The sequence below is a fragment of the Streptomyces sp. NPDC060366 genome (assembly GCF_042725135.1).
Classification (GTDB): Bacteria; Actinomycetota; Actinomycetes; order Streptomycetales; family Streptomycetaceae; genus Streptomyces.
Genome location: NZ_JBHXDC010000001.1, coordinates 757,967 through 784,523, shown reverse-complemented (window position 1 = coordinate 784,523; position 26,557 = coordinate 757,967). Strand labels below are relative to the sequence as shown.

16 protein-coding genes are annotated in these 26,557 nt (G+C 68.3%); 12 read left to right on the top strand and 4 right to left on the bottom strand.

Going from position 1 to position 26,557, the window contains the following annotated elements; translation table 11 throughout:
* Window positions 1-130: 130 nt before the first annotated feature.
* Window positions 131-2,845 carry an aconitate hydratase AcnA gene (gene acnA / locus ACFWHU_RS03315; RefSeq protein WP_385794360.1) on the top strand — a complete coding sequence of 905 codons (2,715 nt, stop codon included), beginning with the start codon at window positions 131-133 and terminating at the stop codon, window positions 2,843-2,845.
* Between the two features lie 149 nt (window positions 2,846-2,994).
* On the opposite strand, the gene ACFWHU_RS03310 is transcribed toward acnA, so the two are convergent.
* Window positions 2,995-6,837 (bottom strand): GH92 family glycosyl hydrolase, encoded by a 3,843-nt coding sequence (locus ACFWHU_RS03310; protein ID WP_387223557.1) that lies wholly within the window; start codon window positions 6,835-6,837, stop codon window positions 2,995-2,997.
* A gap of 651 nt (window positions 6,838-7,488) precedes the next feature.
* Between ACFWHU_RS03310 and ngcE the strand changes: the two genes are divergently transcribed.
* From ngcE to ACFWHU_RS03260, 10 genes are all read left to right on the top strand, one after another.
* Window positions 7,489-8,937: an N-acetylglucosamine/diacetylchitobiose ABC transporter substrate-binding protein gene (gene ngcE / locus ACFWHU_RS03305; protein WP_385794365.1), complete on the top strand. Its 1,449-nt coding sequence runs from the start codon at window positions 7,489-7,491 to the stop codon at window positions 8,935-8,937.
* A 48-nt stretch (window positions 8,938-8,985) separates the two neighbouring features.
* Window positions 8,986-9,915, top strand: coding sequence for a carbohydrate ABC transporter permease (locus tag ACFWHU_RS03300; RefSeq protein WP_385794367.1), 930 nt, complete (start codon window positions 8,986-8,988; stop codon window positions 9,913-9,915).
* Window positions 9,915-10,838, top strand: coding sequence for a carbohydrate ABC transporter permease (locus ACFWHU_RS03295; RefSeq protein WP_385794370.1), 924 nt, complete (start codon window positions 9,915-9,917; stop codon window positions 10,836-10,838). The genes ACFWHU_RS03300 and ACFWHU_RS03295 overlap by 1 nt, the downstream gene beginning before the upstream one ends.
* A 379-nt stretch (window positions 10,839-11,217) precedes the next feature.
* Window positions 11,218-12,417, top strand: coding sequence for an ROK family transcriptional regulator (locus tag ACFWHU_RS03290; protein WP_147875154.1), 1,200 nt, complete (start codon window positions 11,218-11,220; stop codon window positions 12,415-12,417).
* A gap of 121 nt (window positions 12,418-12,538) precedes the next feature.
* Complete coding sequence (locus ACFWHU_RS03285) at window positions 12,539-13,651, top strand: substrate-binding domain-containing protein (protein ID WP_385794373.1); 1,113 nt, start codon at window positions 12,539-12,541, stop codon at window positions 13,649-13,651.
* A 195-nt stretch (window positions 13,652-13,846) separates the two neighbouring features.
* The gene (locus ACFWHU_RS03280) at window positions 13,847-14,635 is read left to right on the top strand and encodes an ATP-binding cassette domain-containing protein (protein ID WP_078074506.1); all 789 of its coding nucleotides are present in this window, start codon (window positions 13,847-13,849) and stop codon (window positions 14,633-14,635) included.
* Entirely contained in the window at window positions 14,632-15,924 is a 1,293-nt protein-coding gene (locus ACFWHU_RS03275) for a sugar ABC transporter permease (protein WP_385794375.1), read from the top strand. The genes ACFWHU_RS03280 and ACFWHU_RS03275 overlap by 4 nt, the downstream gene beginning before the upstream one ends.
* A gap of 243 nt (window positions 15,925-16,167) precedes the next feature.
* Window positions 16,168-18,105 carry a 1-deoxy-D-xylulose-5-phosphate synthase gene (dxs, locus tag ACFWHU_RS03270; protein ID WP_385794476.1) on the top strand — a complete coding sequence of 646 codons (1,938 nt, stop codon included), beginning with the start codon at window positions 16,168-16,170 and terminating at the stop codon, window positions 18,103-18,105.
* Between the two features lie 187 nt (window positions 18,106-18,292).
* Window positions 18,293-19,756: an amino acid permease gene (locus ACFWHU_RS03265; protein ID WP_385794378.1), complete on the top strand. Its 1,464-nt coding sequence runs from the start codon at window positions 18,293-18,295 to the stop codon at window positions 19,754-19,756.
* A gap of 35 nt (window positions 19,757-19,791) precedes the next feature.
* Window positions 19,792-21,318, top strand: a complete 1,527-nt coding sequence (locus tag ACFWHU_RS03260; protein ID WP_387223553.1) for a glycosyltransferase family 39 protein — start codon at window positions 19,792-19,794, stop codon at window positions 21,316-21,318.
* On the opposite strand, the gene ACFWHU_RS03255 is transcribed toward ACFWHU_RS03260, so the two are convergent.
* Window positions 21,294-21,686, bottom strand: coding sequence for an NTP pyrophosphohydrolase (locus tag ACFWHU_RS03255; RefSeq protein WP_385794384.1), 393 nt, complete (start codon window positions 21,684-21,686; stop codon window positions 21,294-21,296). The genes ACFWHU_RS03260 and ACFWHU_RS03255 overlap by 25 nt on opposite strands.
* A gap of 102 nt (window positions 21,687-21,788) precedes the next feature.
* Here ACFWHU_RS03255 and ACFWHU_RS03250 point away from each other — a divergent pair, with 102 nt between their 5' ends.
* The gene (locus tag ACFWHU_RS03250) at window positions 21,789-22,946 is read left to right on the top strand and encodes a hypothetical protein (protein WP_385794386.1); all 1,158 of its coding nucleotides are present in this window, start codon (window positions 21,789-21,791) and stop codon (window positions 22,944-22,946) included.
* Between the two features lie 194 nt (window positions 22,947-23,140).
* Here the strand turns inward: ACFWHU_RS03250 and ACFWHU_RS03245 are convergent, their stop codons facing one another.
* Together ACFWHU_RS03245 and ACFWHU_RS03240 are read right to left on the bottom strand one after the other, a co-directional pair.
* On the bottom strand, window positions 23,141-25,267 hold the full coding sequence (locus ACFWHU_RS03245; RefSeq protein WP_387223550.1) for a 3-hydroxyacyl-CoA dehydrogenase NAD-binding domain-containing protein: 2,127 nt from the start codon (window positions 25,265-25,267) through the stop codon (window positions 23,141-23,143).
* Window positions 25,264-26,484: a thiolase family protein gene (locus tag ACFWHU_RS03240; RefSeq protein WP_385794391.1), complete on the bottom strand. Its 1,221-nt coding sequence runs from the start codon at window positions 26,482-26,484 to the stop codon at window positions 25,264-25,266. The genes ACFWHU_RS03245 and ACFWHU_RS03240 overlap by 4 nt, the downstream gene beginning before the upstream one ends.
* Window positions 26,485-26,557 lie beyond the last annotated feature (73 nt).

Below are 26,557 nucleotides of genomic sequence, written 5' to 3'. Positions count from 1 at the left end.
GGCAGTAAGGCGAGCCTAACTAAGCCTTACCTTAGCGGATCGGCGAGCAGCCCGTTGGCGGCACCGCGCGGCGTCAGCCGCACATGCGTCGCGGCGCGGTAGTACGCGCACATTCATGAAGGAGACTGTCGTGTCGGCGAACAGCTTCGACGCCCGCAGCACGCTGCGCGTGGGCGACGAGTCGTACGAGATCTTCAGGCTGGACAAGGTCGAGGGCTCAGCGCGCCTCCCTTACAGCCTGAAGGTGCTGCTGGAGAACCTGCTCCGCACCGAGGACGGCGCGAACATCACCGCCGACCACATCCGTTCGATCGGTGGGTGGGACTCCCAGGCGCAGCCGAGCCAGGAGATCCAGTTCACCCCGGCCCGCGTGATCATGCAGGACTTCACCGGCGTGCCCTGCGTGGTGGACCTCGCCACCATGCGTGAGGCCGTCAAGGAGCTCGGCGGTGACGCCGCGAAGATCAACCCGCTGGCCCCGGCCGAGCTGGTCATCGACCACTCCGTCATCGCCGACAAGTTCGGCACGCCCGAGTCCTTCGCGCAGAACGTCGAGCTGGAGTACGGCCGCAACAAGGAGCGTTACCAGTTCCTGCGCTGGGGCCAGACCGCGTTCGACGAGTTCAAGGTCGTCCCGCCCGGCACCGGCATCGTCCACCAGGTCAACATCGAGCACCTGGCCCGCACCGTCATGGTCCGCAACGGCCAGGCGTACCCGGACACCCTCGTCGGCACCGACTCGCACACCACCATGGTCAACGGCCTCGGTGTGCTCGGCTGGGGCGTCGGCGGCATCGAGGCCGAGGCCGCGATGCTCGGACAGCCCGTCTCGATGCTCATCCCGCGTGTCGTCGGCTTCAAGCTGACCGGCGAGCTGACCCCGGGCACCACCGCTACCGACCTCGTCCTCACGATCACCGAGATGCTGCGCAAGCACGGCGTCGTCGGCAAGTTCGTCGAGTTCTACGGTGAGGGCGTCGGCGCGACGTCGCTCGCCAACCGCGCCACCATCGGCAACATGTCGCCGGAGTTCGGCTCGACCGCCGCGATCTTCCCGATCGACGACGAGACCATCAAGTACCTGAAGCTGACCGGCCGCGACGCGCAGCAGCTCGCGCTGGTCGAGGCGTACGCCAAGGAGCAGGGCCTCTGGCTCGACCCGGCCGCCGAGCCCGACTTCTCCGAGAAGCTGGAGCTCGACCTCGCCACGGTCGTCCCGTCCATCGCCGGCCCGAAGCGCCCGCAGGACCGCATCGTCCTGGCCAACGCCAAGGAGCAGTTCGCGCTCGACGTGCGCAACTACGTGACGGACGACGAGGAGGCGGGCAAGGAGTCCTTCCCGGCCTCGGACTCGCCGGCCTCCGCCAACGGTGTGCCGACCCGCCCGACCCTGGTCACCACGCCCGACGGATCGACGTACGAGATCGACCACGGCGCCGTCACCGTCGCCGCGATCACGTCCTGCACCAACACCTCGAACCCGTACGTGATGGTCGCCGCCGCGCTCGTCGCGAAGAAGGCCGTCGAGAAGGGCCTGACCCGTAAGCCGTGGGTCAAGACGACCCTGGCGCCGGGCTCGAAGGTCGTCACGGACTACTTCGACAAGGCCAACCTCACGCCGTACCTCGACAAGCTCGGCTTCAACCTGGTCGGTTACGGCTGCACGACCTGCATCGGCAACTCGGGCCCGCTGGACGAGGAGATCTCCAAGGCGGTCAACGAGAACGACCTGGCCGTCGCCGCGGTCCTCTCCGGCAACCGTAACTTCGAGGGCCGGATCAACCCCGACGTCAAGATGAACTACCTGGCGTCCCCGCCGCTGGTCGTGGCCTACGCGATCGCCGGCTCGATGAAGGTCGACATCACGCGCGACGCGATCGGCGTCGACCAGGACGGCAAGCCCGTCCACCTCGAAGACATCTGGCCGACCGAGGCCGAGGTCAACGAGGTCGTCGCCTCCGCCATCGGCGAGGACATGTTCAACAAGTCCTACCAGGACGTCTTCGCGGGCGACGCCCAGTGGCAGGCGCTGTCGATCCCGACCGGCAACACTTTCGAGTGGGACCCGGAGTCCACCTACGTACGGAAGCCCCCTTACTTCGAGGGCATGACGATGGAGACGACCCCGGTCGCCGACATCACCGGCGCGCGCGTGCTCGCCATGCTGGGCGACTCGGTCACCACCGACCACATCTCCCCGGCCGGCGCGATCAAGGCGGACACCCCGGCGGGCAAGTACCTGACGGAGCACGGCGTCGGACGGCGTGACTTCAACTCCTACGGCTCGCGCCGGGGCAACCACGAAGTCATGATCCGCGGCACGTTCGCCAACATCCGCCTGCGCAACCAGATCGCGCCGGGCACGGAGGGCGGCTACACCCGCGACTTCACGGCGGCGGACAGCCCGGTCTCCTTCATCTACGACGCCTCGCAGAACTACCAGGCGGCGGGCACCCCGCTGGTCGTCCTCGCGGGCAAGGAGTACGGCTCGGGCTCGTCCCGCGACTGGGCGGCGAAGGGCACGGCGCTGCTCGGCGTCAGGGCCGTCATCGCCGAGTCGTACGAGCGCATCCACCGCTCGAACCTGATCGGCATGGGCGTGCTGCCGCTCCAGTACCCGGAGGGCGCGTCGGCGCTGTCGTACGGCCTGACGGGCGAGGAGACGTTCACCTTCACGGGCGTCACCGCGCTGAACGACGGCTCGACACCGGCGACGGTCAAGGTCACGACGGACACGGGCGTGGAGTTCGACGCGGTGGTCCGCATCGACACCCCGGGCGAGGCGGACTACTACCGCAACGGCGGGATCATGCAGTACGTGCTCCGCAGCCTGATCCGCAAGTAGGCGGGCCGGCCAGTAACCCGAGCCGCAAACAGCCCGATCCGCGAGCAGACCCTGGCGGACGGCAGTTGACGAAGGGGCCGTGTCCCACGCGTGAATCGCGCGGGACCCGGCCCCTTCGTCGTACGCCGGGAACCCTTCAGGTCACCCCGCTACCGCAGCAACTCCACCTCCGACAACTCCGCCTGACCCTCCGTCACCAGCCGGTACTTCGCGTACGACCCCGGCGACGTCACCGTGAACGCGCGAGTCTGCTGGTCCCAGTCGAAGGACTGGCCGGACCGTTCGTCGAGCGTCTTCCAGGTCTCGCCGTCCGCCGAGCCCTGCAACTCCCAGGCGCCAGGCGACTTCTCCGCCGTGGACGACGTCAGCGTGTACTGGACCGCCTTCGTCGCCGACGACACCGGCAGCTCCACCTCGCCGTCCGCCGGGCCCGCCGTCTTCGACGAGTTGTCGAAGAGCGCACCCGCGCCGGTCACCGCGTCACTCCGCGGCGACGGCACCTTGTCGTCCTTCGCGATCGACACCGGCGCCGCGTCCTTGCCGGTGCCCCACGCCGACGGCTTCGAGCCCATGTCGAACTCAAGCGTGCCGCCCTTGGCGAGCAGGTCGTGCGGCAGCGCCGTGGACTTCCACGCCTTGCCGTTGACCTTCAGGCCCTGCACGTAGATGTTCTTGTCGCTGTTCTTCGGCGCGGAGACGACGAGCTTCTTGCCGTTCTCCAGGTGCACCGTCGTCTTCGTGAAGAGCGGTGAGCCCACCGAGTACTCCCCGCTGCCCATCACCAGCGGGTAGAAGCCCATCGCGGAGAAGAGGTACCAGGCCGACTGCTCGCCGTTGTCCTCGTCGCCGTGGTAGCCCTGCCCGATCTCGCTGCCGGTGTAGAGGCGGCCGAGCACCTCGCGGACCTTCTCCTGCGTCTTCCAGGGCTGCGAGGCCGCGTTGTACATGTACGTGGCGTGGTGCGCGACCTGGTTCGAGTGGCCGTACATGCCCATCCGGACGTCCCGCGCCTCGGTCATCTCGTGGATGACGCCGCCGTACGAGCCGACGAACTCCGCGCCCGCGGTCTCCGGTGTCGCGAAGTACTCGTCCAGCTTGTCGCCGAGACCGGCCCGCCCGCCGTAGAGGTTGGCGAGACCGCGCGAGTCCTGCGCCGCGGTGAAGGCGTAGCCCCAGCCGTTCGTCTCGGTGTAGTCGTAACCCCACACCCGCGGGTCGTACTTGTCGCTCGGGACCCGCCAGTCGCCCTTCAGATTGCGGCCCTGGAAGAAGTCGGCCTCCTTGTCGAAGAGCGAGACGTAGCTCTGCGCGCGGTTGAGGAAGTACTCGGACTCCTCCTTGTACCGCTTCTTGCCCGTCTCCTTGTAGAGCTTCTCGCCCATCTTCGCGATGCCGTAGTCGTTGAGGTAACCCTCCAGCGACCACGACAGGCCCTCATGGGTCTCCGTGGAGGCGTAGCCGAGGAACGGCGAGGTCTCCATCCCCTTGCGGCCCACGCCCGCGCTCGGCGGCTTCACGGTCGCGTTCTTCAGCGCCGCCTCGTACGCCGCCTTCGCGTCGAAGTCGATGCCCTTCACATACGCGTCCGCGAAGGCCACGTCCGAACTGGTGCCGGTCATCAGGTCGGCGTAGCCGGGGGAGGACCAGCGGGAGATCCAGCCGCCGTCCTTGTACTGCTGGACGAAGCCGTCCACCAGCTCCCCGGCCTTCTTCGGCGTCAGGAAGGAGTACGCGGGCCACGTGGTCCGGTAGGTGTCCCAGAAGCCGTTGTTGACGTACACCTCACCCGTGACGATCTTCGCGCCCGTGTGCGTGGGGGAGTCGGTGCCCATCTTCGGTACGAAGGGGCTCGCGTACTGCTGCCGCGGCTTCTTCTTCGTACCCGTGTTCTCGAAACCGGAGTTGGGATACAGGTAGAGCCGGTAGAGGCTGGAGTAGAGCGTCGTGAGCTGGTCCTTGTTCGCGCCCTCGACCTCCACCTTCCCCAGGATGTCGTCCCAGGCCCGCTGCGCGTTCTTCTTGACCCGCTCGAAGCCGAGGTCGGCCGGCAGTTCGTCCGCCAGGTTCTTCTTCGCCTGGTCGACGCTGATCAGCGAGGTCGCGATCCGCAGGTTGACCGTGCGGTCCTGGCCCGCGTCGAAGCGCAGATAGCCGGTGACGTCCTTGCCGCCGCCGTCCGGCAGCTTTCCGCTGTCGGTGACCGCGGAGTCGAAGACGCCGTACACGAACAGCCGTGTGGCGCCCGCCGACAGACCGCTCTTGACGTCGGAGTAGCCGGTGAAGGACCGGTTCTCGGCGTCGAGGGTCAGCCCGCCCGCGTTGGTGATGTTGTCGAGGACGACGCTCGCGTCGTCACCGGGATACGTGAACCGCATCGCCGCCGCGTGGTCGGTCGGGGTGATCTCGGCCTTGAGACCGTTCTCGAACGTCACGCCGTAGTAGTGCGGCTTGGCGATCTCGTTCTCGTGGCGGAACGGCAGCGCGCGCTCGGAGCGCGACGCGTCCGGCGTGCCGCCGGCCGCCGACGGCATCAGCTGGAAGGTCTGCCGGTCGCCCATCCAGGGGCTCGGCTCATGGCTCGCCGACAGCGCCTCCAGGGTGGGGAGGTTGTCACCGTTGTTGTCGCGCGCGTACTCGTACAGCCAGCTCGTCGACCCCGCGTTCGTCACCGGCGTCCAGAAGTTGAAGCCGTGCGGCACGGCCGTGGCCGGGAAGGTGTTGCCGCGCGAGAAGGAACCGCTGGAGTTGGTGCCGCGCGTGGTGGACGCGTAGTCCGAGAGATGCGCGAGGCGCTTCTCGGGCGCCTTCACCGCCAGCGCGATGTCGTCCACCCAGCCCTGGAACTTCGCCGGGCCCTTGGGGGAGTCGTACGCCACGAGTATCCGGTCCACCGTCTTGCCCGCGGCGACGGAGCCGATCCGGGAGGCGACGGCGTTCCACTGGTTCACGTACAGGCGCTTCGCGGCGCCCTGGCCCTGCGGGGACAGCAGGCCGCCGTGCGAGTCGAGAGCCTTGAGGTCGCTCAGGTAGGTGCCGTCCGTGAAGGCGAGGTCCACCGAGACGTTCGTGGCCGGGTAGTTGAGGTCGGTCTCCGGCATGGCGGGAAAGATCTTGTACGACAGTTCCGTGTTCGCGCGCACGGGCGTGTTGACGTCGAAGACCTTGTTGTACGAGTAGCCGCGGCCCTCCGGCTTGTGCGAACCGGCGTACTCCAGCGCGCGCTTGCCCGTGAATCCGGCGTTGGACTTGGCCGTGGGGGAGCCGCCGGGGCCGCCGTCGACCTGGCTGCGCATATCGGCGGGCGGCGGCGTCGTGGTGTCGCCGTCGGAGAACTGGACGTCGGCGAGCTGGGTGGCGTCGCCGGCGCCGTTGTTCTTCGTGATCTCCAGCCGGTAGTGCGCGTACTCGGTGGAATTGTCGAAGTCGTATGACTTTGTCTGGAATCGTTCGCCGAAGGTCTGGTCCACTTGGGTATCGAGGGTCTTCCAGTCCTTCCCGTCCGTCGATCCCTTGAGCGTCCAGTCCTTCGGATCGCGCTCGGCGTGGTCGTTCGCCGAGGTCAGCGCGTAGGTCAGGACCTTGACGGGTGTGTCCAGGTCGAACTCGACCCAGGCGGTCGACTCGAAGGCCAGCCACTTCGTGCTGGACTGGACGTCGACCAGGTTCTCCTTGCCCTCGCCGGAGTTCGCGTTCTCGTCGCTGGCGCGCAGCTCCACGACCCGGTCGGTGACATTGCCCGGGATGCCGGCGTTGAACTCGCCGTTCACGCCGGAGGATCGCTTCTGGCCGTCAGGTCCGGTATCGACCATATTGCGCCAGTCCGGCTGCGCGTCGCCCTCCTCGAAGGACGACGCGAACGAGTCCTTGGCGGCGTCGGCCTTCGAGGGCTGTGCTACGGCCGCCGAGTGTGCGGTGACGACGAGCAGTGAAGACACAGCCAGCAGGGCGGCGTTGCGGCGCTGCGTGAGCCGAGGTCTAGGTGTGCGCTGCATCCCGAGCCTTCCTCTTCCGGAAGCATGATGGACAACGTTGTCAAAAATGATGCGCGGGTTAAGTAGTGGTACAAGAGGTGCAAGCTGTCAAGGGTGTTGCCGAAGTGAGATGACGAGAACCGGCCATTCTGCCCGAAGTGATTCGTGGAATGTGCACACAACTGGCCACTTCGAGAGCGTGCGAGTGCCCGCGCCGAGAGCGCGCGAGTGGTCCGGATATCGCGACGCACGCGATCCGGTAAATGCGGCGAGATCCGTACGGATGCCGCACGAGGCCGCTGAAACCCGTCCCAGGTCTCAACTAGGGAAAGACTCCCGCCCAAACCTGCTTTCGATCTTGCTCAGTCGACCTGAAGTGGACTATACCTGTCGGCGTCCGCCTCGCCAGGTTTCGAACGGCGAAGGGCCGGGAGACGGGGGACGGTTGGGTGCCGCGAAGCACCCCGCCGACATCCATTCGGGCCGTCCCTGCTGTAATCACGCACCACGCTTCACGCACGACAAGACGCACGACACGCGCACGGCAATCAGCACCACAATCCTGCACGACCCAGCTTCATTTGACCGCGGTGGCGGGGCCCTTCTGCCTCAGGCGAGAAGGACGGGCGACCGGTACACCGCCTGAGTCCTGGAGAAGGCGAGGACTTGAGCATGGGATCCACCTCCGCTCACAGCAATGAGGGCCTTGGCCGTCGCGATCTGATCAAGCGTTCAGCCGCAGTCGGCCTGATCACTGTGCCGACGATGAGTTTCCTGGCGTCCTGCGCGAGCAGCGACAGCGGCGGCGACGAGAAGGTCGAGAAGGGCAAGACCTCGGCGAAGAACCCCCTCGGAGCCAACGAGACGGCACAGCTCGACGTCGTCATCTTCAACGGCGGCTTCGGCGAGCAGTACGCCATCGACGCGGAGAAGCGGTACAACAAGGCTTTCCCGAAGGCCCCGAAGGTCAAGCACGCGGCCACCGAGAAGATCCAGTCGACGCTCCAGCCCAGGTTCAACGGCGGCACCCCGCCGGACCTGATCGACAACTCCGGCGCCGAGCAGATGGACATGGGCGTCCTGGTCGGCAAGAAGCAGCTCACCGACCTCACCGCGCTGATGGACGCCCCGTCGTACGACGACCCGGCCAAGAAGGTCCGCGACACCCTGCGCCCCGGCATCGTCGAGATGGGCCAGTTCGACGGCGACCCCGTCTGGATCATGTACTACGCCTACACGGTGTACGGCGTCTGGTACTCGCAGAAGGCCCTGGAGAACCTCGACGCGACGTACCCCGAGACGTGGGACGACATGCTCGCGCTCTGTGCCAAGGCGAAGAAGAAGGGCATCGCCGGCTGGACGTACGCGGGCAAACACCCGTACTACATCCCGTTCTCGCTCTACCCGCTGATCGCCAAGATCGGTGGCGTCGAGGTCCTCGACAAGATCGACAACCTGGAGCCGAACGCCTGGAAGGACCCGGCGGTCAAGACGGCCTTCGAGGCGTACTACGAGCTCTTCAAGAAGGGCTACATCCTCCAGGGCACCCCCGGCCTGGACCACATCCAGTCGCAGACCGCGTGGAGCAAGGGCAAGGCGCTCTTCATCCCGAACGGTTCGTGGGTGGAGAACGAGGCGGCCAAGACCATGCCGGCCGACTTCAACCTCGCCGTCGGCGCGCCGTCCAGCATGGACGCCTCCGACAAGCTGCCGTTCGGTACCCTCTGGGCGTCCGGCGGTGAGCCCTTCATCGTCCCGCAGAAGGCCAAGAACCCGCAGGGCGGCATGGAGTTGCTGCGCATCATGCTCAGCGAGGAGTCGTCGAAGAACTTCACCTCGCAGGTGAAGTCGCTGACCGCCCTCAACGGCGGCACGGACGGCATCGAGCTGACGCCGGGCCTCAAGTCGGCCGTCGCCACCCTGGAGAAGGCGGGCGAGAACGTCGTCAACCCGCGTATCCAGGACTGGTACGTCAAGCTCCAGAAGGAGCAGATCGGTGTCGCCGGCCTCGGCGAGATGATGGCCGGGCGCGCCACCCCCGCCGAGACCATCAAGAAGATCCAGGGCTACGCGGATGCCGCCGCGAAGGACCAGTCCATCAAGCACTACAAGCACCAGTGAGCAGGCGTCACCAGCGGCGGCATCCGCACACAGATCGGGGTCGGATCCATGCAGCACGGTAAATACCGGTTCATCGTGGGGTTCTTGGTCACCCCCTTGACGTTGTACGCGATCTTCGTCATATGGCCGTTCATCCAGTCCATCTACTACTCGTTCACGGACTGGACGGGGCTGAGTTCCGACTTCAAGATGGTGGGCTTCGACAACTACAAGAAGATGTTCGAGGACGACATCTTCTGGAAGTCGTTGCAGCACAGCGTGCTGTTCGTGCTGCTGCTGCCGCTGGTGACGCTCGCCCTCGCCCTGTTCCTCGCCTTCATGATCAATGTCGGCGGGCGACAGCGAAAAGGCGCGGCGATCACGGGTGTACGCGGTTCGGGTTTCTACAAAATCGCGTATTTCTTCCCGCAGGTCCTCTCCATCGCGATCGTCGCCCTGCTTTTCCAGTTCGCCTACAACCCGGAGAGCGGCGCCATCAACGCGGCACTCTCCGCGGTGGGTCTGGACGACATCCAGCCGCTCTGGCTGGGTGACCCGGATCTCGCGCTCTGGTGCGTGATGGCAGTCCTGGTCTGGAGCACCGTCGGCTTCTTCGTCGTCCTCTTCTCCGCCGGAATGGCCTCCATTCCGAAGGACTACTACGAGGCGGCGCTGCTCGACGGCGCGGACCGGTTCACGACCTTCTTCAAGATCACGCTTCCGCTGCTCTGGGACACGGTGCAGGCGGGCTGGATCTACATGGGCATCCTGGCGCTCGGCGCCGAGGCGTTCGCGGTCGTACAGATCATGACCGTGGGACCGGGCGGTGGCGGACCCGACTACTCCACGACGGTCCTGCCGCTGTACGTCTACCAAACGGCCTTCAGGGACGCCCAGGCCGGTTATGCCACAACGATCGGTGTCGCTCTGCTCGTGGTGACGCTGTCCTTCGCGGCAGTCGTGACGAAGCTGGGCCGGCGCGAGCGGCTGGAGTTCTGATGAAGACCACTGACACACCTCCCGCCGCCCTGGCCGAGGAGCCGCGGGACCGGCCGCCGGTCACCAAGGTCGCCCCGGCGCCGGAGAAGGACAAGCGCGAGGGCACCGTCCTCAACGTCTTCTCGCACGGCGTGCTGGTCATCTGGGCCCTGCTGGTCGTTCTGCCGCTGCTGTGGGCGGTGATGTCCTCCTTCAAGGACGACAACTCCATCTTCAGCTCGCCGTGGGCGCTGCCGGACAGGCTCCACTTCGAGAACTGGTCGCGGGCCTGGACCCAGGCGCACATGAGCGACTACTTCCTCAACACCATCCTGGTGGTGGGGGGTTCGCTGATCGGCACCCTGGTGCTCGGCTCCATGGCGGCGTACGTCCTGTCGCGCTTCGACTTCCCCGGGAACCGCTTCATCTACTTCCTCTTCATCGGAGGGATGAGCTTCCCGATCATCCTGGCGCTAGTCCCGTTGTTCTTCGTCATGAACAACATGGGACTGCTGAACACCACGCACGGTCTGATCCTGGTGTACATCGCCTACTCGCTGCCGTTCACGGTGTTCTTCCTGTCGTCCTTCTTCAGGACGCTGCCGAGCTCGGTGGCGGAGGCGGCGATCATCGACGGCGCCTCGCACACCAGGACGTTCTTCCAGATCATGCTGCCGATGGCCAAGCCGGGTCTGATCAGCGTGGGCATCTTCAACTTCCTCGGCCAGTGGAACCAGTACATGCTGCCGACGGTGCTCAACACCGACCCGGACAAGAAGGTGCTCTCGCAGGGTCTGGTGCAGCTCGCGGTCAGCCAGGGCTACAAGGGCGACTACTCCGGGCTGTTCGCCGGACTGGTGATGGCGATGCTGCCGGTGCTCGCCGCCTACATCATCTTCCAGCGTCAGGTTGTCGCGGGTCTGACGGCGGGAGCGCTCAAGTAGCCGTCGCCGCCCCACCGGGCGGCCACGGCGCCCCACGGGTTCCGCCGCTTCACCGAACCGCCCTCCGGCCTCTCGCCGGGGGGCGGTTCGCCGTGTCGCGCGACCACGCGACGGGGGTTCGTTCGGTATCCATCCCGAGCCGAAGGGCTATTTTTCGCCACCAGACCCGTACAGAATTCGCCAAATCGGTGATGTTCGCAGGTCAGATGCGTAAGAACGGTGCTCATCCGAGTCCGGCACTGCTCAAGGTCTTGACGGGAAGCGGCCCCAAAGGCTGAGCTTAGAGTTCACAAGTTGGAGATACGTCGGGGTTTCACAGGCGCGACCCCGGCCGGGGGCGGTGGTCGTGCCGCCTGCCAAGGGCAGGAGTGGATCAGTTGTGGAGACTCCAGGGTCGCAGTCGTCTCTGCACCGGGCGAATCTGGAGCGGGTCGTGCGCGCGGTGCGCATGGCCGGCTCGCTCACCCAGGCGGAGATCGCCCGGAGCACCGGACTGTCGGCGGCCACGGTCTCCAACATCGTCCGCGAGCTCAGGGAGGGCGGCACCGTCGAGGTGACGCCCACCTCGGCGGGTGGCCGCAGGGCCCGCAGCGTCTCGCTCAGCGGAGACGCGGGCATCGTCATCGGCGTCGACTTCGGGCATACGCATCTGCGGGTGGCCGTCGGGAACCTGGCCCACCAGGTGCTCGCCGAGGAGTCCGAGCCGCTCGACGTCGACGCCTCGTCGGCCCATGGCTTCGGCCGGGCCGAGGAGCTGGTGGAGAGGCTGATCGAGGCCACCGGGATCGGCCGCCAGAAGGTCATCGGCGTGGGTCTCGGAGTGCCGGGCCCGATCGACGTCGTCTCGGGCACGCTCGGCTCCACCTCGATCCTGCCGGGCTGGACCGGGATCAACCCGGGCGAGGAGATGGCGGGCCGGCTCGGCGTGCCGGTGTACGTGGACAACGACGCCAACCTGGGGGCCCTCGGCGAGCTGGTCTGGGGGAGCGGCCGGGGCGTGAAGGACCTCGCGTACATCAAGGTCGCCAGCGGCGTCGGCGCCGGCCTGGTGATAGAGGGCCAGATCTACCGCGGGCCGGGCGGTACGGCGGGTGAGATCGGGCACATCACGCTCGACGAGTCGGGCCCCGTCTGCCGCTGCGGCAACAGGGGCTGCATGGAGACCTTCACCGCGGCCCGCTACGTACTGCCGCTGCTCAGGTCCAGCCACGGCCGCGATCTGACCATGGAGCGGGTCGTACAGCTGGCCAGGGAGGGCGATCCGGGCTGCCGCCGGGTGGTCGCCGACGTCGGGCGCCACATCGGCAGCGGCGTCGCGAACCTCTGCAATCTGCTGAACCCCAGCCGGGTGGTGCTCGGCGGCGATTTGGCGGAGGCTGGGGAACTGGTCCTCGCGCCGATAAGGGAGTCGGTCTCCCGGTACGCGATCCCGAGTGCGGCCAGACAGCTCTCGGTGCTTCCCGGAGCCCTCGGCGGACGCGCCGAAGTGCTCGGCGCGCTCGCACTCGTACTGAGCGAAATGGGCGATTCGACCCTACTTGAGAGCACGCTGCCCGTCGGCTCGCCTGTCTTCACTTAGATAACGAATGGCACCGTTGTCATCTCGTTAAGGATTTACTCCTTGACGCTGCGTCTGAGGCGGAGTTGACTTCCAGCCACCTCGGCCGCAACGTCGCGGCCTCGTCAGGGAGGTTTCTGAAGTGAACGCACATCTCCGACGTGCTGCCGTGGCCGCCGCTGCCACCGCTATGGCCGTCTCGCTCGCCGCCTGTGGAAGCGCCAAGGAGTCCGGCGATTCGGCGAAGGAGTCGTCGAAGAAGAAGGACGGCCCGCTCACCATTGGTCTGCTCCTTCCCGAGAACCAGACCGCGCGCTACGAGAAGTTCGACAAGCCGCTGATCGAGAAGCGGGTCAGCGAACTGACCGACGGCACCGGCAAGGTCGTCTACGCCAACGCCAAGCAGGACGCGTCGACGCAGAACCAGCAGGCCGACACCATGGTCACCAACAAGGTCGACGCGCTGATCGTGGACGCCGTGGACTCCAAGGCCATCACGGGCTCGATCAAGAAGGCCAAGGAGGCCGGCATCCCGGTCATCGCCTTCGACCGCCTCGCCGAGGGCCCGATCGACGGCTACGTCTCCTTCGACAACGAAGAGGTCGGCCGCGTCCAGGGCCAGGCGCTCCTGGACGAGCTGGGCCCCAAGGCGAAGGACGGTGACATCGTGATGATGAACGGTGCCATCACCGACCCGAACGCCAAGCTCTTCAAGTCGGGCGCCAAGTCCGTCCTCGACGGCAAGGTGACGATCGGCAAGGAGTACGACACCAAGGAGTGGAAGCCGGAGAACGCCAACGCCAACATGGAAGGCGCGATCTCCGCCCTGGGCAAGGACAAGATCGTCGGCGTCTACTCCGCCAACGACGGCATGGCGGGCGGCATCATCACCGCGCTCAAGGGCGCCGGCATCAGCCCGCTCCCGCCGGTCACCGGCCAGGACGCCGAACTCGCCGGTGTGCAGCGCATCGTCGCCGGTGAGCAGTTCATGAGCGTCTACAAGCCGTACCCGGCCGAGGCCGCCGTCGCCGCCGAGATGGCCGTCGCCGTCGCCAAGGGCGAGTCGCTGGACTCGATCGCCAAGACGAAGCTCGACAGCGCCACCACCAAGGGCATCCCGTCGGTCCTCGTCCCGGTCGTCTCGCTGACCAAGGACAACATCAACGACACGGTGATCAAGGACGGCATCTACACCGTCGACGAGATCTGCACCGCGAAGTTCAAGTCCAAGTGCGACGCCGCCGGGCTCAAGTAGCCGACCGGTCCGACCGCGGAAACCCGCCCTGAAGCCTGTCCGGCGCCCCGCCCTCAACTGTCCCGCTACCGGGCGGGGCGCCGGACGGACCACTTCAAGGCTTTTCCCGTGTCCCCGCAGTTCTCTCTTCTGCTCAACCCCCGCGCCCACCCACCCCCCGGGCGCGGTATCCCCGCCGGCCAGGCGGCGAAGGAGATGGTTTACGTGACCGCTACGCCCGTGCTGGCGTTGCGAGGGGTCTCCAAGCGGTTCGGTGCCGTGCAGGCGCTCACCGACGTAGAGCTTGAGGTCCATGCCGGACAGGTCGTCGCCCTCGTGGGCGACAACGGAGCCGGCAAATCCACGCTCGTCAAGACGATCGCCGGAGTCCACCCCATCGATGACGGTGTCATCGAGTGGGAGGGCAGGCCGGTCGCGATCAACAAGCCGCACGACGCCCAGGAGTTGGGCGTGGCGACGGTGTACCAGGACCTCGCGCTCTGCGACAACCTCGACGTCGTGGGCAATCTGTACCTCGGCAGGGAGCTCCGCTCCTGGGGTGTCCTCAACGAGGTCGAGATGGAGCGCCGCGCCCGCGAACTCCTCAACACGCTGTCGATCCGCATCCCCAGCGTGCGCATACCGATCGCCTCGCTCTCCGGCGGCCAGCGCCAGACCGTGGCCATCGCCCGGTCCATGCTCGGCGAGCCCAGGCTCGTGATCCTCGACGAGCCCACCGCGGCCCTCGGTGTCGAGCAGACCGCCCAGGTCCTCGACCTGGTCGAGCGGCTGCGCGAGCGCGGTTACGCCGTGATCCTCGTCAGCCACAACATGGAGGACGTCCGCGCGGTCGCCGACAAGGTCGCCGTGCTGAGGCTGGGCCGCAACAACGGCTTCTTCGACGTCGCCAGCACTTCGCAGGAAGACATCATTTCCGCGATCACCGGTGCCACGGACAACGCCGTGACCCGACGCGCGGCGCGCAACGTGGAGGTTAAGAAGTGAGCTTGGACAAGACCTCCGCACCCGTCGGCACCGCCGACGACGCGCCCGCCCCGGCGGCCGGCGCGACCACCGTCGCGGTGGACCCCCGGCTTCTCGTGCGCGAGCAGGGCTTCGCCGGTTATCTGTCGGAGTTCAAGCGCAAGATGCGTGGCGGCGACCTCGGGTCGATACCCGTCGTCATCGGCCTGATCATCATCTGGGCGATCTTCACCAGTCTGAACTCGAACTTCCTGACGGCCGGCAACCTCTCCGACATCTCGGTCGCCATGGTCGGCACCGGCATGATCGCGGTCGGCATCGTCTTCGTCCTGCTGCTCGGCGAGATCGACCTGTCGGTCGGCTCGGTCAGCGGTGTGGCGGGCGCCACCTTCGCGGTCCTCGCCGTCACCCACGGCATGGCCGAGTGGCTGGCGCTGATCCTCGCCATCCTCACCGGCGCCGCCGCGGGCGCCATCCACGGCTTCTTCTTCGCGCGGGTGGGCGTGCCCGCGTTCGCCGTCACCCTCGCCGGTCTGCTGTTCTGGAACGGCTTCATGCTCCAGATCCTCGGCGACAACGGCACGATCAACCTCGACTCCGAGGGCCTGGTCGCCAAGCTGACCGGCTACTACTTCACCGACGTCGCCGCCGCCTACGCGCTCGCGGTGATCGCCGTGGCCGGCTTCTTCCTGTCGTCGTTCTTCGACAACCGCCGCCGCGCCGCCGCCGGTGTCCCGTCCCGGCCGCTGAGCGAGATCATCGTCCGTACGGCGCTGCTGGCCGTCCTCGCCTTCGCCGTGGCGATCACGTTCAACCAGTACAAGGGCCTGCCCCTGGCCGTGCTGATCTTCCTGGTCGTGCTGGTGGTGACGGACTTCGTGCTCCGCCGCACCAGCTTCGGCCGCAAGGTCTTCGCGCTCGGCGGCAGCGTCGAGGCGTCCCGCCGTGCGGGCATCAGCGTCGTCGGCGTCCGGATCGCGGTCTTCTCCATCGCGGGCACCTTCGCCGCGATCGGCGGTCTCTTCATAGCCTCGAAGATCACCTCCGCCAACCAGGGCGCCGGCGCCGGTGAGCTGCTGATGAACGCCATCGCGGCGGCCGTCATCGGTGGCACCAGCCTCTTCGGTGGCCGGGGCCGCACCTGGAACGCGCTCCTCGGTGTGCTTGTCATCACGTCGATCCAGTACGGACTGGCGCTCCAGGGAATCGCCTCGCCGATCCAGTACATGATCACCGGTGGTGTGCTTCTCGCCACCGTCGTCATCGACGCCGTCACCCGGAAGACCCAGAAGACCGCGGGTCGCGCCTGACAGCCGCCGTCGTACGTCGTGCCCGGCACCGGAGCCCCGGTGCCGGGCATGTTCGTGTCCCGGACGCGCTTTCGGGGCAGGTGTTACAGCCATGCGTACAGATGCTCGTACGGTGAATGACGCGCCGCCCGATGACGCCCGCCCCGACGGGAACATTAGACTCGGCGGACCGGTATGCCAGATCGTTCAACGCAAGGAGGCACGGTGACACAGCCGCGCGCAGCACGACCGCCCGAGGCGGCGGTGGGCGACGGATGGGACCTGCTGACCCGGGTCAAGGGCCCGCGTGATCTGGACCGCCTCGGCCCCGAGCAGTTGGACCGGCTCGCAAGTGAGATCCGGTCCTTCCTCGTCGACGCCGTCTCCAAGACCGGCGGACACCTCGGCCCCAACCTCGGGGTCGTCGAGCTGACGATCGCCCTGCACCGGGTCTTCGACTCGCCGAAGGACAAGGTCCTCTTCGACACCGGCCACCAGTCCTATGTGCACAAGCTGCTCACGGGACGTCAGGACTTCTCCAAACTCAAGGGCAAGGGCGGCCTGTCCGGCTACCCGTCCAGGGCCGAGTCCGAGCACGACATCATCGAGAACTCGCACGCCTCGACGGTCCTCGGCTGGGCCGACGGCCTCGCCAAGGCCAACCAGGTACTGGGCCGCGAGGACCACGTGGTCGCCGTCATCGGCGACGGCGCGCTCACCGGCGGCATGGCCTGGGAGGCGCTGAACAACATCGCCGCCGCCAAGGACCGCCCGCTCGTCATCGTCGTCAACGACAACGAGCGCTCCTACGCGCCCACCATCGGCGGCCTCGCGAACCACCTCGCGACCCTGCGCACCACCGACGGCTACGAGCGCTTCCTGGCCCGTGGCAAGGACATCCTGGAGCGCACCCCGGTCGTCGGCCGGCCTCTCTACGAGACGCTGCACGGCGCGAAGAAGGGCCTCAAGGACTTCATCGCCCCCCAGGGCATGTTCGAGGACCTCGGCCTCAAGTACGTGGGCCCCATCGACGGACACGACCTGGAGGCCCTGGAATCGGCCCTCCAGCGCGCCAAGCGCTTCGGCGGCCCCGTCATCATCCACTGCCTCACCGAGAAGGGCCGCGGCTACCAGCCCGCCCTCCAGGACGAGGCCGACCGCTTCCACGCCGTCGGCAAGATCCACCCCGACACCGGCCTGCCGATCGCCAGTTCAGGTGTCGACTGGACCTCCGTCTTCGGCGAGGAGATGGTCAAACTCGGCAACGAGCGCGCCGACATCGTCGCCATCACGGCCGCGATGCTCCAGCCCGTGGGCCTGGAGAAGTTCGCCAAGGCGTTCCCGGACCGGGTGTACGACGTGGGGATCGCCGAGCAGCACGGGGCGGTGTCGGCGGCCGGTCTGGCCACCGGCGGACTGCACCCCGTCTTCGCCGTCTACGCGACGTTCCTCAACCGCGCCTTCGACCAGGTCCTCATGGACGTCGCCCTGCACGACTGCGGTGTGACGTTCGTCCTCGACCGCGCCGGCATCACCGGCACCGACGGCGCCTCCCACAACGGTATGTGGGACATGTCGATCCTCCAGTGCGTGCCCAACCTGCGGATCGCCGCCCCGCGCGACGCCGACCAGGTCAGGGCCCAACTCCGGGAAGCCGTCCAGATCGACGACGCGCCGACCGTGGTGCGCTTCTCCAAGGGCGCCGTGGGCCCCGCGGTCGCCGCCGTGGGCAAGGTCGGCGGCATGGACGTGCTGCGCAGGCCGGCGGAGGGCACCGTCGGGGCCGACGTGCTCCTCGTGTCGGTCGGCGCGCTCGCCCCGATGTGCCTGGAGATCGCCGATCTCCTCGACAAGCAGGGCATCTCGACGACCGTGGTCGACCCGCGCTGGGTCAAGCCCGTCGACGAGGCGCTCGCGCCGCTCGCCGAGGGACACCGCGTCGTCGTCACCGTCGAGGACAACAGCCGTGCCGGCGGCGTCGGTTCGGCCGTCGCCCAGTCCCTGCGGGACGCCGGGGTCGACATCCCCCTGCGGGACTTCGGTATCCCGGCGCGCTTCCTCGACCACGCGTCACGCAAGGAACTGCTCGCCGAGATCGGGCTGACGGCGCCGGACATCGCGCGCCAGGTCACGGGACTTGTGTCGAAGATCGACGGCCGCATGGCCGGCGAACTGTCGGCCGAGGAGATCGCCCGAGACTGACACGACCGAACACAACGGCGGATGAGCCGGTCGGACTCCCTGTACGGGTGGTCCGACCGGCTCATCCGTGTGAAAAAAGCTCTTCCGGGTGCCCGGCGGCCGACCGCCTCTCGATCATGGCGGCAACCACGCACTCGGAGGTACGCCGGTGAGCACCCAGCACGACACGGGGCCCAGAAGAAACTCGATGTTCCGCACGAAATCCGTCGAGCAGTCCATCCGGGACACCGAGGAGCCGGAGCACGCGCTCAGGAAGTCGCTCTCCGCGCTGGATCTGACGGTCTTCGGTGTCGGCGTCATCATCGGCACCGGCATCTTCGTCCTCACCGGCGCCGTCGCCAAGGACAACGCGGGCCCCGCCACCGCCCTCGCCTTCGTCGCCGCCGGCATCGTCTGCGCCCTCGCGGCCGTCTGCTACGCGGAGTTCGCGTCCACCGTGCCGGTGGCCGGGTCCGCGTACACCTTCAGCTACGCCTCACTCGGCGAACTGCCCGCCTGGATCATCGGCTGGGACCTGGTCCTCGAATTCGCCCTCGCCACCGCCGTGGTGGCCGTCGGCTGGTCCGGCTATGTGCAGTCGCTGCTCGACAACGCGGGCTGGCACATGCCCGATTCCCTGGCCGGAACCAACGAGGAGACCGGCTTCGGCTTCGACCTGCTGGCGTTCCTCCTGGTCCTCCTGCTGACCGGGATCCTCGTCCTCGGTATGAAGCTCTCCGCCCGCGTCACCGCGGTCGTCGTGGCGATCAAGGTGGCAGTCGTCCTGATCGTCATCATCGCCGGCGCGTTCTTCATCGACTCCAAGAACTACTCGCCGTTCATCCCCAAGGCCCAGGAACAGCCAGCGGGCGCCGGTCTCGACTCCCCGCTGATCCAGCTGATGTTCGGCTACGCGCCCACCAACTTCGGCGTCATGGGCATCTTCACCGCCGCCTCCGTCGTCTTCTTCGCCTTCATCGGCTTCGACATCGTCGCCACGGCCGCCGAGGAGACGAAGGTGCCCCAACGCGACATGCCGCGCGGCATCCTCGGCTCACTGATCATCTGCACCGTGCTCTACGTCGCCGTGTCCATCGTCGTCACCGGCATGCAGCACTACACCCGACTCACCGTGGACGCACCGCTCGCCGACGCCTTCAAGGCCACCGGGCACCCGTTCTACGCGGGCGTCATCAGCTTCGGAGCCGCGGTCGGCCTCACCACCGTGTGCATGATCCTGCTGCTCGGCCAGACCCGCGTGTTCTTCGCGATGAGCCGTGACGGACTGCTCCCGACGTTCTTCTCACGCGTCCACCCCAAGTTCCGTACCCCGTACCGCTCCACGGTGCTGCTCGGTGTGGTCATCGCGATCGTCGCGGGCTTCACCAGCATCGAGGAGCTGGCCTCCCTGGTGAACATCGGCACGCTCTTCGCCTTCGTCGTCGTCGCGATCGGCGTCGTCATCCTGCGCCGTACCCGCCCCGACCTCCCCAGGGCCTTCCGCACCCCGCTGGTGCCGTGGCTGCCGGCCCTGTCCGTGCTCGCCTCCCTGTGGCTGATGCTCAACCTGCCGGCCGAGACCTGGCTGCGTTTCGCCATCTGGATGGCCGTCGGCGTGCTCGTCTACTTCGTCTACGGCCGACGCAACAGCCGCCTGGGCAAGTCGGGCTGACGCCCTCTCAGTCCCTCACCGCACGAAAGTCGCGCATGTCCGTCGAGCCGCAGTCCGCCCCACCACGCCTCTCGCCCGCCCTACGGGGCCCCACCCGGCCGCGGCCCGCCCGGCCCGGCCGCACGGCCGCCCACGGTTACTGGCGAAGGCTGCTGCCCCTCCTGGCCGCCCTGGCCCTCGTCATCCGGCTCCCGTCCTTCCTGTACCCCTTCTGGAGCCCGGACGAGGGCTATCTCGCCGTACAGGCCCGGATACTGGCGCACGGCGGCGAGTTGTACGAGACGGTCGTCGACCGCAAGCCGCCCCTGCTGCCGTGGCTGTACGAGGCGACGTACACGGTCTTCGGCGACGGATCGCAGCACGCGATGAAACTCCTCGCGATCGCCGCCCAGTTCACCACGGCCGCCCTGCTCGCCGCGTTCGCCCGGCGCCGCTGGGGCGACCGGTCCGGCGTCACGGCCGGAGTGCTCTTCCTGCTGATCTCCGTCGGGTTCATCCCGCAGGACACCCAGGCCACCACCTTCGAGGTCTTCATACTGCCGTGGACGGTGGCGGCCGTCCTCTGCGCCGACCGGGGCCGCTGGGGCGCCGCCGGAGCGGCGGTCGCCGGGGCGTTCCTCACCAAGCAGACGGGCGGCGTGGTCCTCGTCCCCGTCCTGTGGCTGCTCTGGCGGGCCCACGGCCCCGCCGGGCGCCGAACGGGCCTGCCCCGTACGGCAGTCGGCTTCGCCGCCCCCGTGGCCGCCGCGGCGCTCGTGACCGACCCGGCGGGCTTCCTCTTCTGGACCGTCACCGGATCCGGGTCCTACGCCTTCTCCCTGACCGGCTCCGAACTCCACGTGCTCATCCGCGCGTTCGTCAACTCCGCACTGCTCTGCCTCGCCTGCGCGGGCATCCTCCCGCCGGTCCGCAGGGCCCTGCGGACCACCCGCCCCCCGGCCGGGAGACCCCTCACCGACCTCTGGGTCTGGTTCGCCTCCTCCGCCGGGGCCGTCGCCGTCGGCTTCCACTTCTTCGGCCACTACTTCCTGCAACTCCTGCCGCCCATCACCCTGTTGGCGACCGCCGCCCTGCGCTCGCTGCGACCCGAACGGCTCAGGTCCGTCCTGACGGTCCCGGCCTGCGCCTGCGGACTCTTCGTCCTGTGGGCCACCGTCGCGCCCCGCTCGGAGCTCGACCACTCCGACCGCGTCGCCACCGCCGTACGGGAACACACCACCCCCACCGACCGCGTCCTCGTGTGGGGGATACACCCGGAGATCTACCGGCTCGCCGACCGCGCGCCCGCCAGCCGCTATCTGACCGCCGGGCTGCTCACCAACTTCAGCGGCGGCAGGGACGGCCCCCAGGTGGGCGAGGCGTACGCGGTACCGGGCGCCTGGCGGGTCTTCGCCGCCGAGATGAGGGCGCGACCGCCCGCGCTGATCGTCGACGACTCACGGGGCAAGCCGTACACCCCCGAACGCGTCCCGACCCTGCGGCGACTGCTGGCCGGTGACTACGAGCCGCTCCCCGGAACCGTCGAGGGGACGGTCTTCTACGTCCGCTCGTCCGGAAGTTGACGCACCGTCCGGGGCCCGACGCAGCGCGCGCCGTACGCCTCGACCCGGCGCCGCAGCTCCCGGTCGGCGGTGACGACGACACAGGGGCGGTCTCCCGCGTCCCGCGCCAGCTCGGCGATCAGATCGTCACCGCTGCCCGGCGCCGACTCCACCCGTACCCCGGGCACCGACTCCACGCCCCGGGCCCGGCCCTCCACCACCAGCACCGTCTCCACGGGCCCCGGCGCCCCGGCGTCGGGCAGCCCGTCCCCGGCGAGAGGCACCAGCCGGTCCCGCAGCCGCTCGGCCGCCCCGCGCCGGTCGCGCCACCATCCGTCGGGCACCGAACCAACCACGTTGGCCCCGTCGACAATCAGTAGAATCCGCACTTCAGGAGCGTGCCACAACCGGTCGGGGCGGTACGGTTCCCGTTCGCCCGCGAATGCTATCGTCGGGGAAATTTCATGCGCTGGGGAAGGTGGCAGTGGGTCATGGCACTGCGGTCCGCACGGACGTCGAAACGATCCGGACGCGCCCCCGGCGAGGCCCCGGACATCGGCGGCCGACCGGCTGAATCCACCCTCCTCCCCACGGTCGACGACGCACTTCCCGCGACCACCGGCTGGCTGCTGCGCGGCAAGGACGGCAGGCTCACCGCGTACGCCCCCACCGAGGACGGCGTACTGCGGTGGACGGAGGAACGCCTCGGCGGACCGAACTGGTCGGGACCCGAACTGCTCCCGGCCCCCGGCCTGTTGCCGTACCTCTCCATCGCCGGCGGCGCCCAGGGCTATGTCCATCTGGTGGGCCTGCGCCGCAAGCCCGCTGCCGGCGGCCAGATCCGCACGGACGTCGTGTACGCCGTCCAGTTCCAGACCGGCCGCCCGCTGCGAGACTGGCAGGCGCTCGGTACGCCGTACCCGAAGGACCTCGCCAGAGGCGGGCTGCTCGGCCTGCCCTCGGCGGTGATCGACCCCAACGGCTCGCTGCACCTGTTCGCCCGCAACGCGGGCCGGGGTCTGTCGGCCCGGATCCAGAAGCCCAGCGGAGCGTGGCTCACGTGGGCGGACCTCAAGGGGTCCAGGATGACCGGCGAGGCGGCGGCCGTCGTGGGCGAGGACGGTCTGATCGAGGTCCTCGGCCCGACCGACGACGCGGTCATGCGCTGGCGGCAGCCAAAGTTGGCGGCCAAGGCCGAGCGCGACCTCAAGAGCTTCGCGGCGCGCGTCACCCCCGGCACACTCACCTCGGAACGCACCGGCGGCGACCGGCTCACGCACTACTGGCGCGACACCGACGACCGTACGGTGCACGCCTGGCGCCTCGAAGGAGGCGAGACCGCCCCGCTGGGCGGGCCCGGCACCGGACCGATCGCCCTGCTCCGTACGCCCGTCGACGGCCACGACTGCACGATCCTGGCCCAGCGCGGACTCGACGGCAGGCCCGCGCTGGCCGCGTACCCGACGGAGGACGAGTCGGCGGGCGTCACCTGGACGCCGACGGGCGAGGAGTGCGTGGGCGCGCCGGCGCTGGCGCTGGACGGGCGCGGGCGGGTGGTGATGGCGGTGATCGCGAAGGACGGCGGCCTGCGGGTCTCCCGCCAGAAGGCTGAGCCGGGCCTGGCGCTTGAGGCCTGGTCCCGAGTCTGAACACGGCCCCGCCGGGCGGGCCTTGTCCTCAATCGCCGGACGGGCTCCATTTGCCCTCAATCGCCGGGCGGGCTGACTTTCCAGCCCGGCTGGCCAAAATCAGCCCGTCCGGCGATTGAGGGCGAACGGCCACGGGCCGGGCCGGAGAGGAGTCTCCCGCCCGGCCCGAGGCCGCGTCACGCCACCGTCGTCCGCTACGCGGGAACGCTCGCCACGCCCGGCTCCAGGAACTGCTTCCCGTTCACCCTTTCCGAGACGCCCTCACGGTCCAAGTACGGCGTGATGCCGCCCAGATGGAACGGCCAGCCCGCACCGGTCAGCAGGCAAAGGTCGATGTCCTGGGCCTCGGCGACGACGCCCTCGTCCAGCATCAGACCGATCTCCTGCGCCACGGCGTCGAGCACGCGCGCCCGCGTCTGGCCCTCCGTCAGCACCGTGTCGCCCTGCTTGAGCAGCGCCACGACCTCCGGGTCCAGCTCCGGCTTCCCGGAGTCGTAGACGTAGAAGCCCCGCTTGCCCGCCTTCACGACGGCTGCCAGGTTCTGCGAGACCGTGAAGCGGTCCGGGAAGGCCCGGTTGAGGGTCTCGGAGACATGCAGACCGATCGCGGGCCCGACCAGTTCGAGCAGGACCAGCGGCGACATCGGCAGACCCAGCGGCTCGACGGCCCGCTCGGCGACGGCGACCGGGGTGCCCTCGTCGATGACGTTCTGGATCTCGCCCATGAAGCGGGTGAGGATGCGGTTGACGACGAACGCCGGGGCGTCCTTCACCAGCACCGCGCTCTTCTTGAGCTTCTTCGCGACACCGAACGCCGTCGCCAGCGACGCGTCGTCGGTCTGCTCGCCCCGCACGATCTCCAGCAGCGGCAGGATCGCCACCGGGTTGAAGAAGTGGAAGCCGACGACCCGCTCCGGGTTCTTCAGCTTCGACGCCATCTCCGACACCGACAGCGACGAGGTGTTCGTGGCGAGGATCGCGTGCGCCGGGGCGACCGCCTCGATCTCCGCGAACACCTGCTGCTTGACGCCCATCTCCTCGAAGACGGCCTCGATGACGAAGTCGGCGTCGGCGAAACCGTCGGCCTTGTCCAGGACTCCGGTGACCAGGCCCTTGTAGCGGTTGGCCTTGTCCTGGTTGATCCTGCCCTTGCCGAGCAGCTTGTCGATCTCGGCGTGGACGTAGCCCACACCCTTGTCGATCCGCTCCTGGTCGATGTCCGTCAGCACCACCGGCACTTCGAGCCGGCGCAGGAACAGCAGCGCCAGCTGAGAGGCCATCAGACCGGCCCCTACGACGCCGACCTTGGTGACGGGCCGCGCCAGCGACTTGTCGGGTGCGCCCGCCGGGCGCTTGGCGCGCCGCTGTACGAGATTGAACGCGTAGATCCCGGACCGCAGTTCACCACCCATGATCAGGTCGGCGAGCGCGGTGTCCTCGGCGTCGTAACCCGCCTGGAGGTTACCGTCCTTGGCGGCGGCGATGATGTCCAGCGCCCGGTAGGCGGCGGGGGCCGCGCCGTGCACCTTGGAGTCGGCGACGAACCTGCCGCGCTCGACGGCCTGGTCCCAGGCCGCGCCCCGGTCGATCTCGGGACGCTCCACCTTCAGCGCGCCACTCAGGACCGAGGCGGTCCACAGCAGCGACTGCTCCAGGAAGTCCGCACCCTCGAACAGGGCGTCGGCGATGCCCAGTTCATAGACCTGCGCGCCCTTGAGCTGCTTGTTCTGGTTGAGCGAGTTCTCGATGATCACCGTGACCGCGCGGTCGGCGCCGATCAGGTTGGGCAGCAGCGTGCAGCCGCCCCAGCCCGGAACGAGACCGAGGAAGACCTCGGGCAGCGAGAACGCGGGCAGCGCGGCGGAGACGGTGCGGTACGAGCAGTGCAGCCCGATCTCGACGCCACCGCCCATCGCGGCGCCGTTGTAGTACGCGAACGTCGGCACCGCGAGCGCGGCCAGCCGCTTGAAGACGTCGTGGCCGCCCTTGCCGATGGCCAGCGCGTCCTCGTGCCGCTTCAGTAGCTCGACGCCCTTGAGGTCGGCGCCGACGGCGAAGATGAACGGCTTGCCGGTGACACCGACACCGGCGATCTTGCCCTCGGCCGCCTCGGCCTCGACCTGGTCGATCGCCGCGTCCACATTGGCGAGCGACTGCGGGCCGAACGTGGTCGGCTTCGTGTGGTCCAGGCCGTTGTCCAGCGTGATGAGCGCGAACGCGCCCACGACGCCGGGGAGTTCGATGTGGCGCACATGCGCCTGGGTGACGACCTCGTCCGGGAACAGCTCGGCCGCGCCCTTCAGGAGTTCAGCGGTGCTCACTTGTTTCCTCCGTCGAAGTGCGGGTTCTCCCAGACGACCGTGGCGCCCATGCCGAAGCCGACGCACATGGTGGTGATGCCGTAGCGGACCTGCGGCTGCTCCTCGAACTGCCGGGCCAACTGCGTCATCAACCGTACGCCGGAGGACGCGAGCGGGTGGCCGTACGCGATGGCGCCGCCGTACTGGTTGACGCGCGGGTCGTCGTCGGCGATGCCGTAGTGGTCGAGGAAGGCCAACACCTGTACGGCGAAGGCCTCGTTGATCTCGAACAGGCCGATGTCACCGATCGACAGACCGGCCTTGGCGAGGGCCTTCTCGGTCGACGGGATCGGACCGAAGCCCATCACCTCGGGCTCGACACCCACGTACGCGTAGCTCACGAGGCGCATCTTGACCGGCAGCCCGGCCTCGCGTGCGAACTCCTCGGAGGCGATCAGCGAGGCGGTGGCACCGTCGTTGAGGCCCGCCGCGTTGCCGGCCGTGACACGGCCGTGCGGGCGGAACGGGGTCTTGAGACCGGCCAGCGACTCCAGCGTGGTGCCGGGGCGCATCGGCTCGTCGGCGGTCGCCAGGCCCCAGCCCGTCTCGCCGCCCTCGGGGCTGGTGCGGCGTACCGAGATCGGCACGAGGTCCTGCTGGATCTTGCCGTTCGCGTAGGCCTTGGCGGCCTTCTCCTGCGAGCGCACGGCGTATTCGTCGGCGCGCTGCTTGGTGATGTGCGGGAAGCGGTCGTGCAGGTTCTCCGCCGTCATACCCATGAACAGGGCCGACTCGTCGACGAGCTTCTCCGAGACGAAGCGCGGGTTCGGGTCGACGCCCTCGCCCATCGGGTGGCGGCCCATGTGCTCGACACCGCCGGCGACGACGATGTCGTACGCGCCGAAGGCGATGGAGCCGGCGGTGGTCGTCACGGCGGTCATGGCGCCCGCGCACATGCGGTCGATGGAGTAGCCGGGGACGGACTGCGGCAGCCCGGCGAGGATGCCGGCGGTACGGCCGATGGTCAGGCCCTGGTCACCGATCTGCGTGGTCGCGGCGATGGCGACCTCGTCGATCTTCGCGGGGTCGAGGTCCGGGTTGCGGCGCAGCAGCTCCCGGATCGCCTTCACGACCAGGTCGTCGGCCCGGGTCTCGTGGTAGATGCCCTTCGGGCCCGCCTTGCCGAACGGGGTGCGGACGCCGTCGACGAAGACGACATCCCTGATGGTACGAGGCACGATGGCTCTCCTCCAGGGTGCGGGGGTGACACTGCTGCGGGCGCGCTTTCCGATCCTATGCTACTTACGGGTA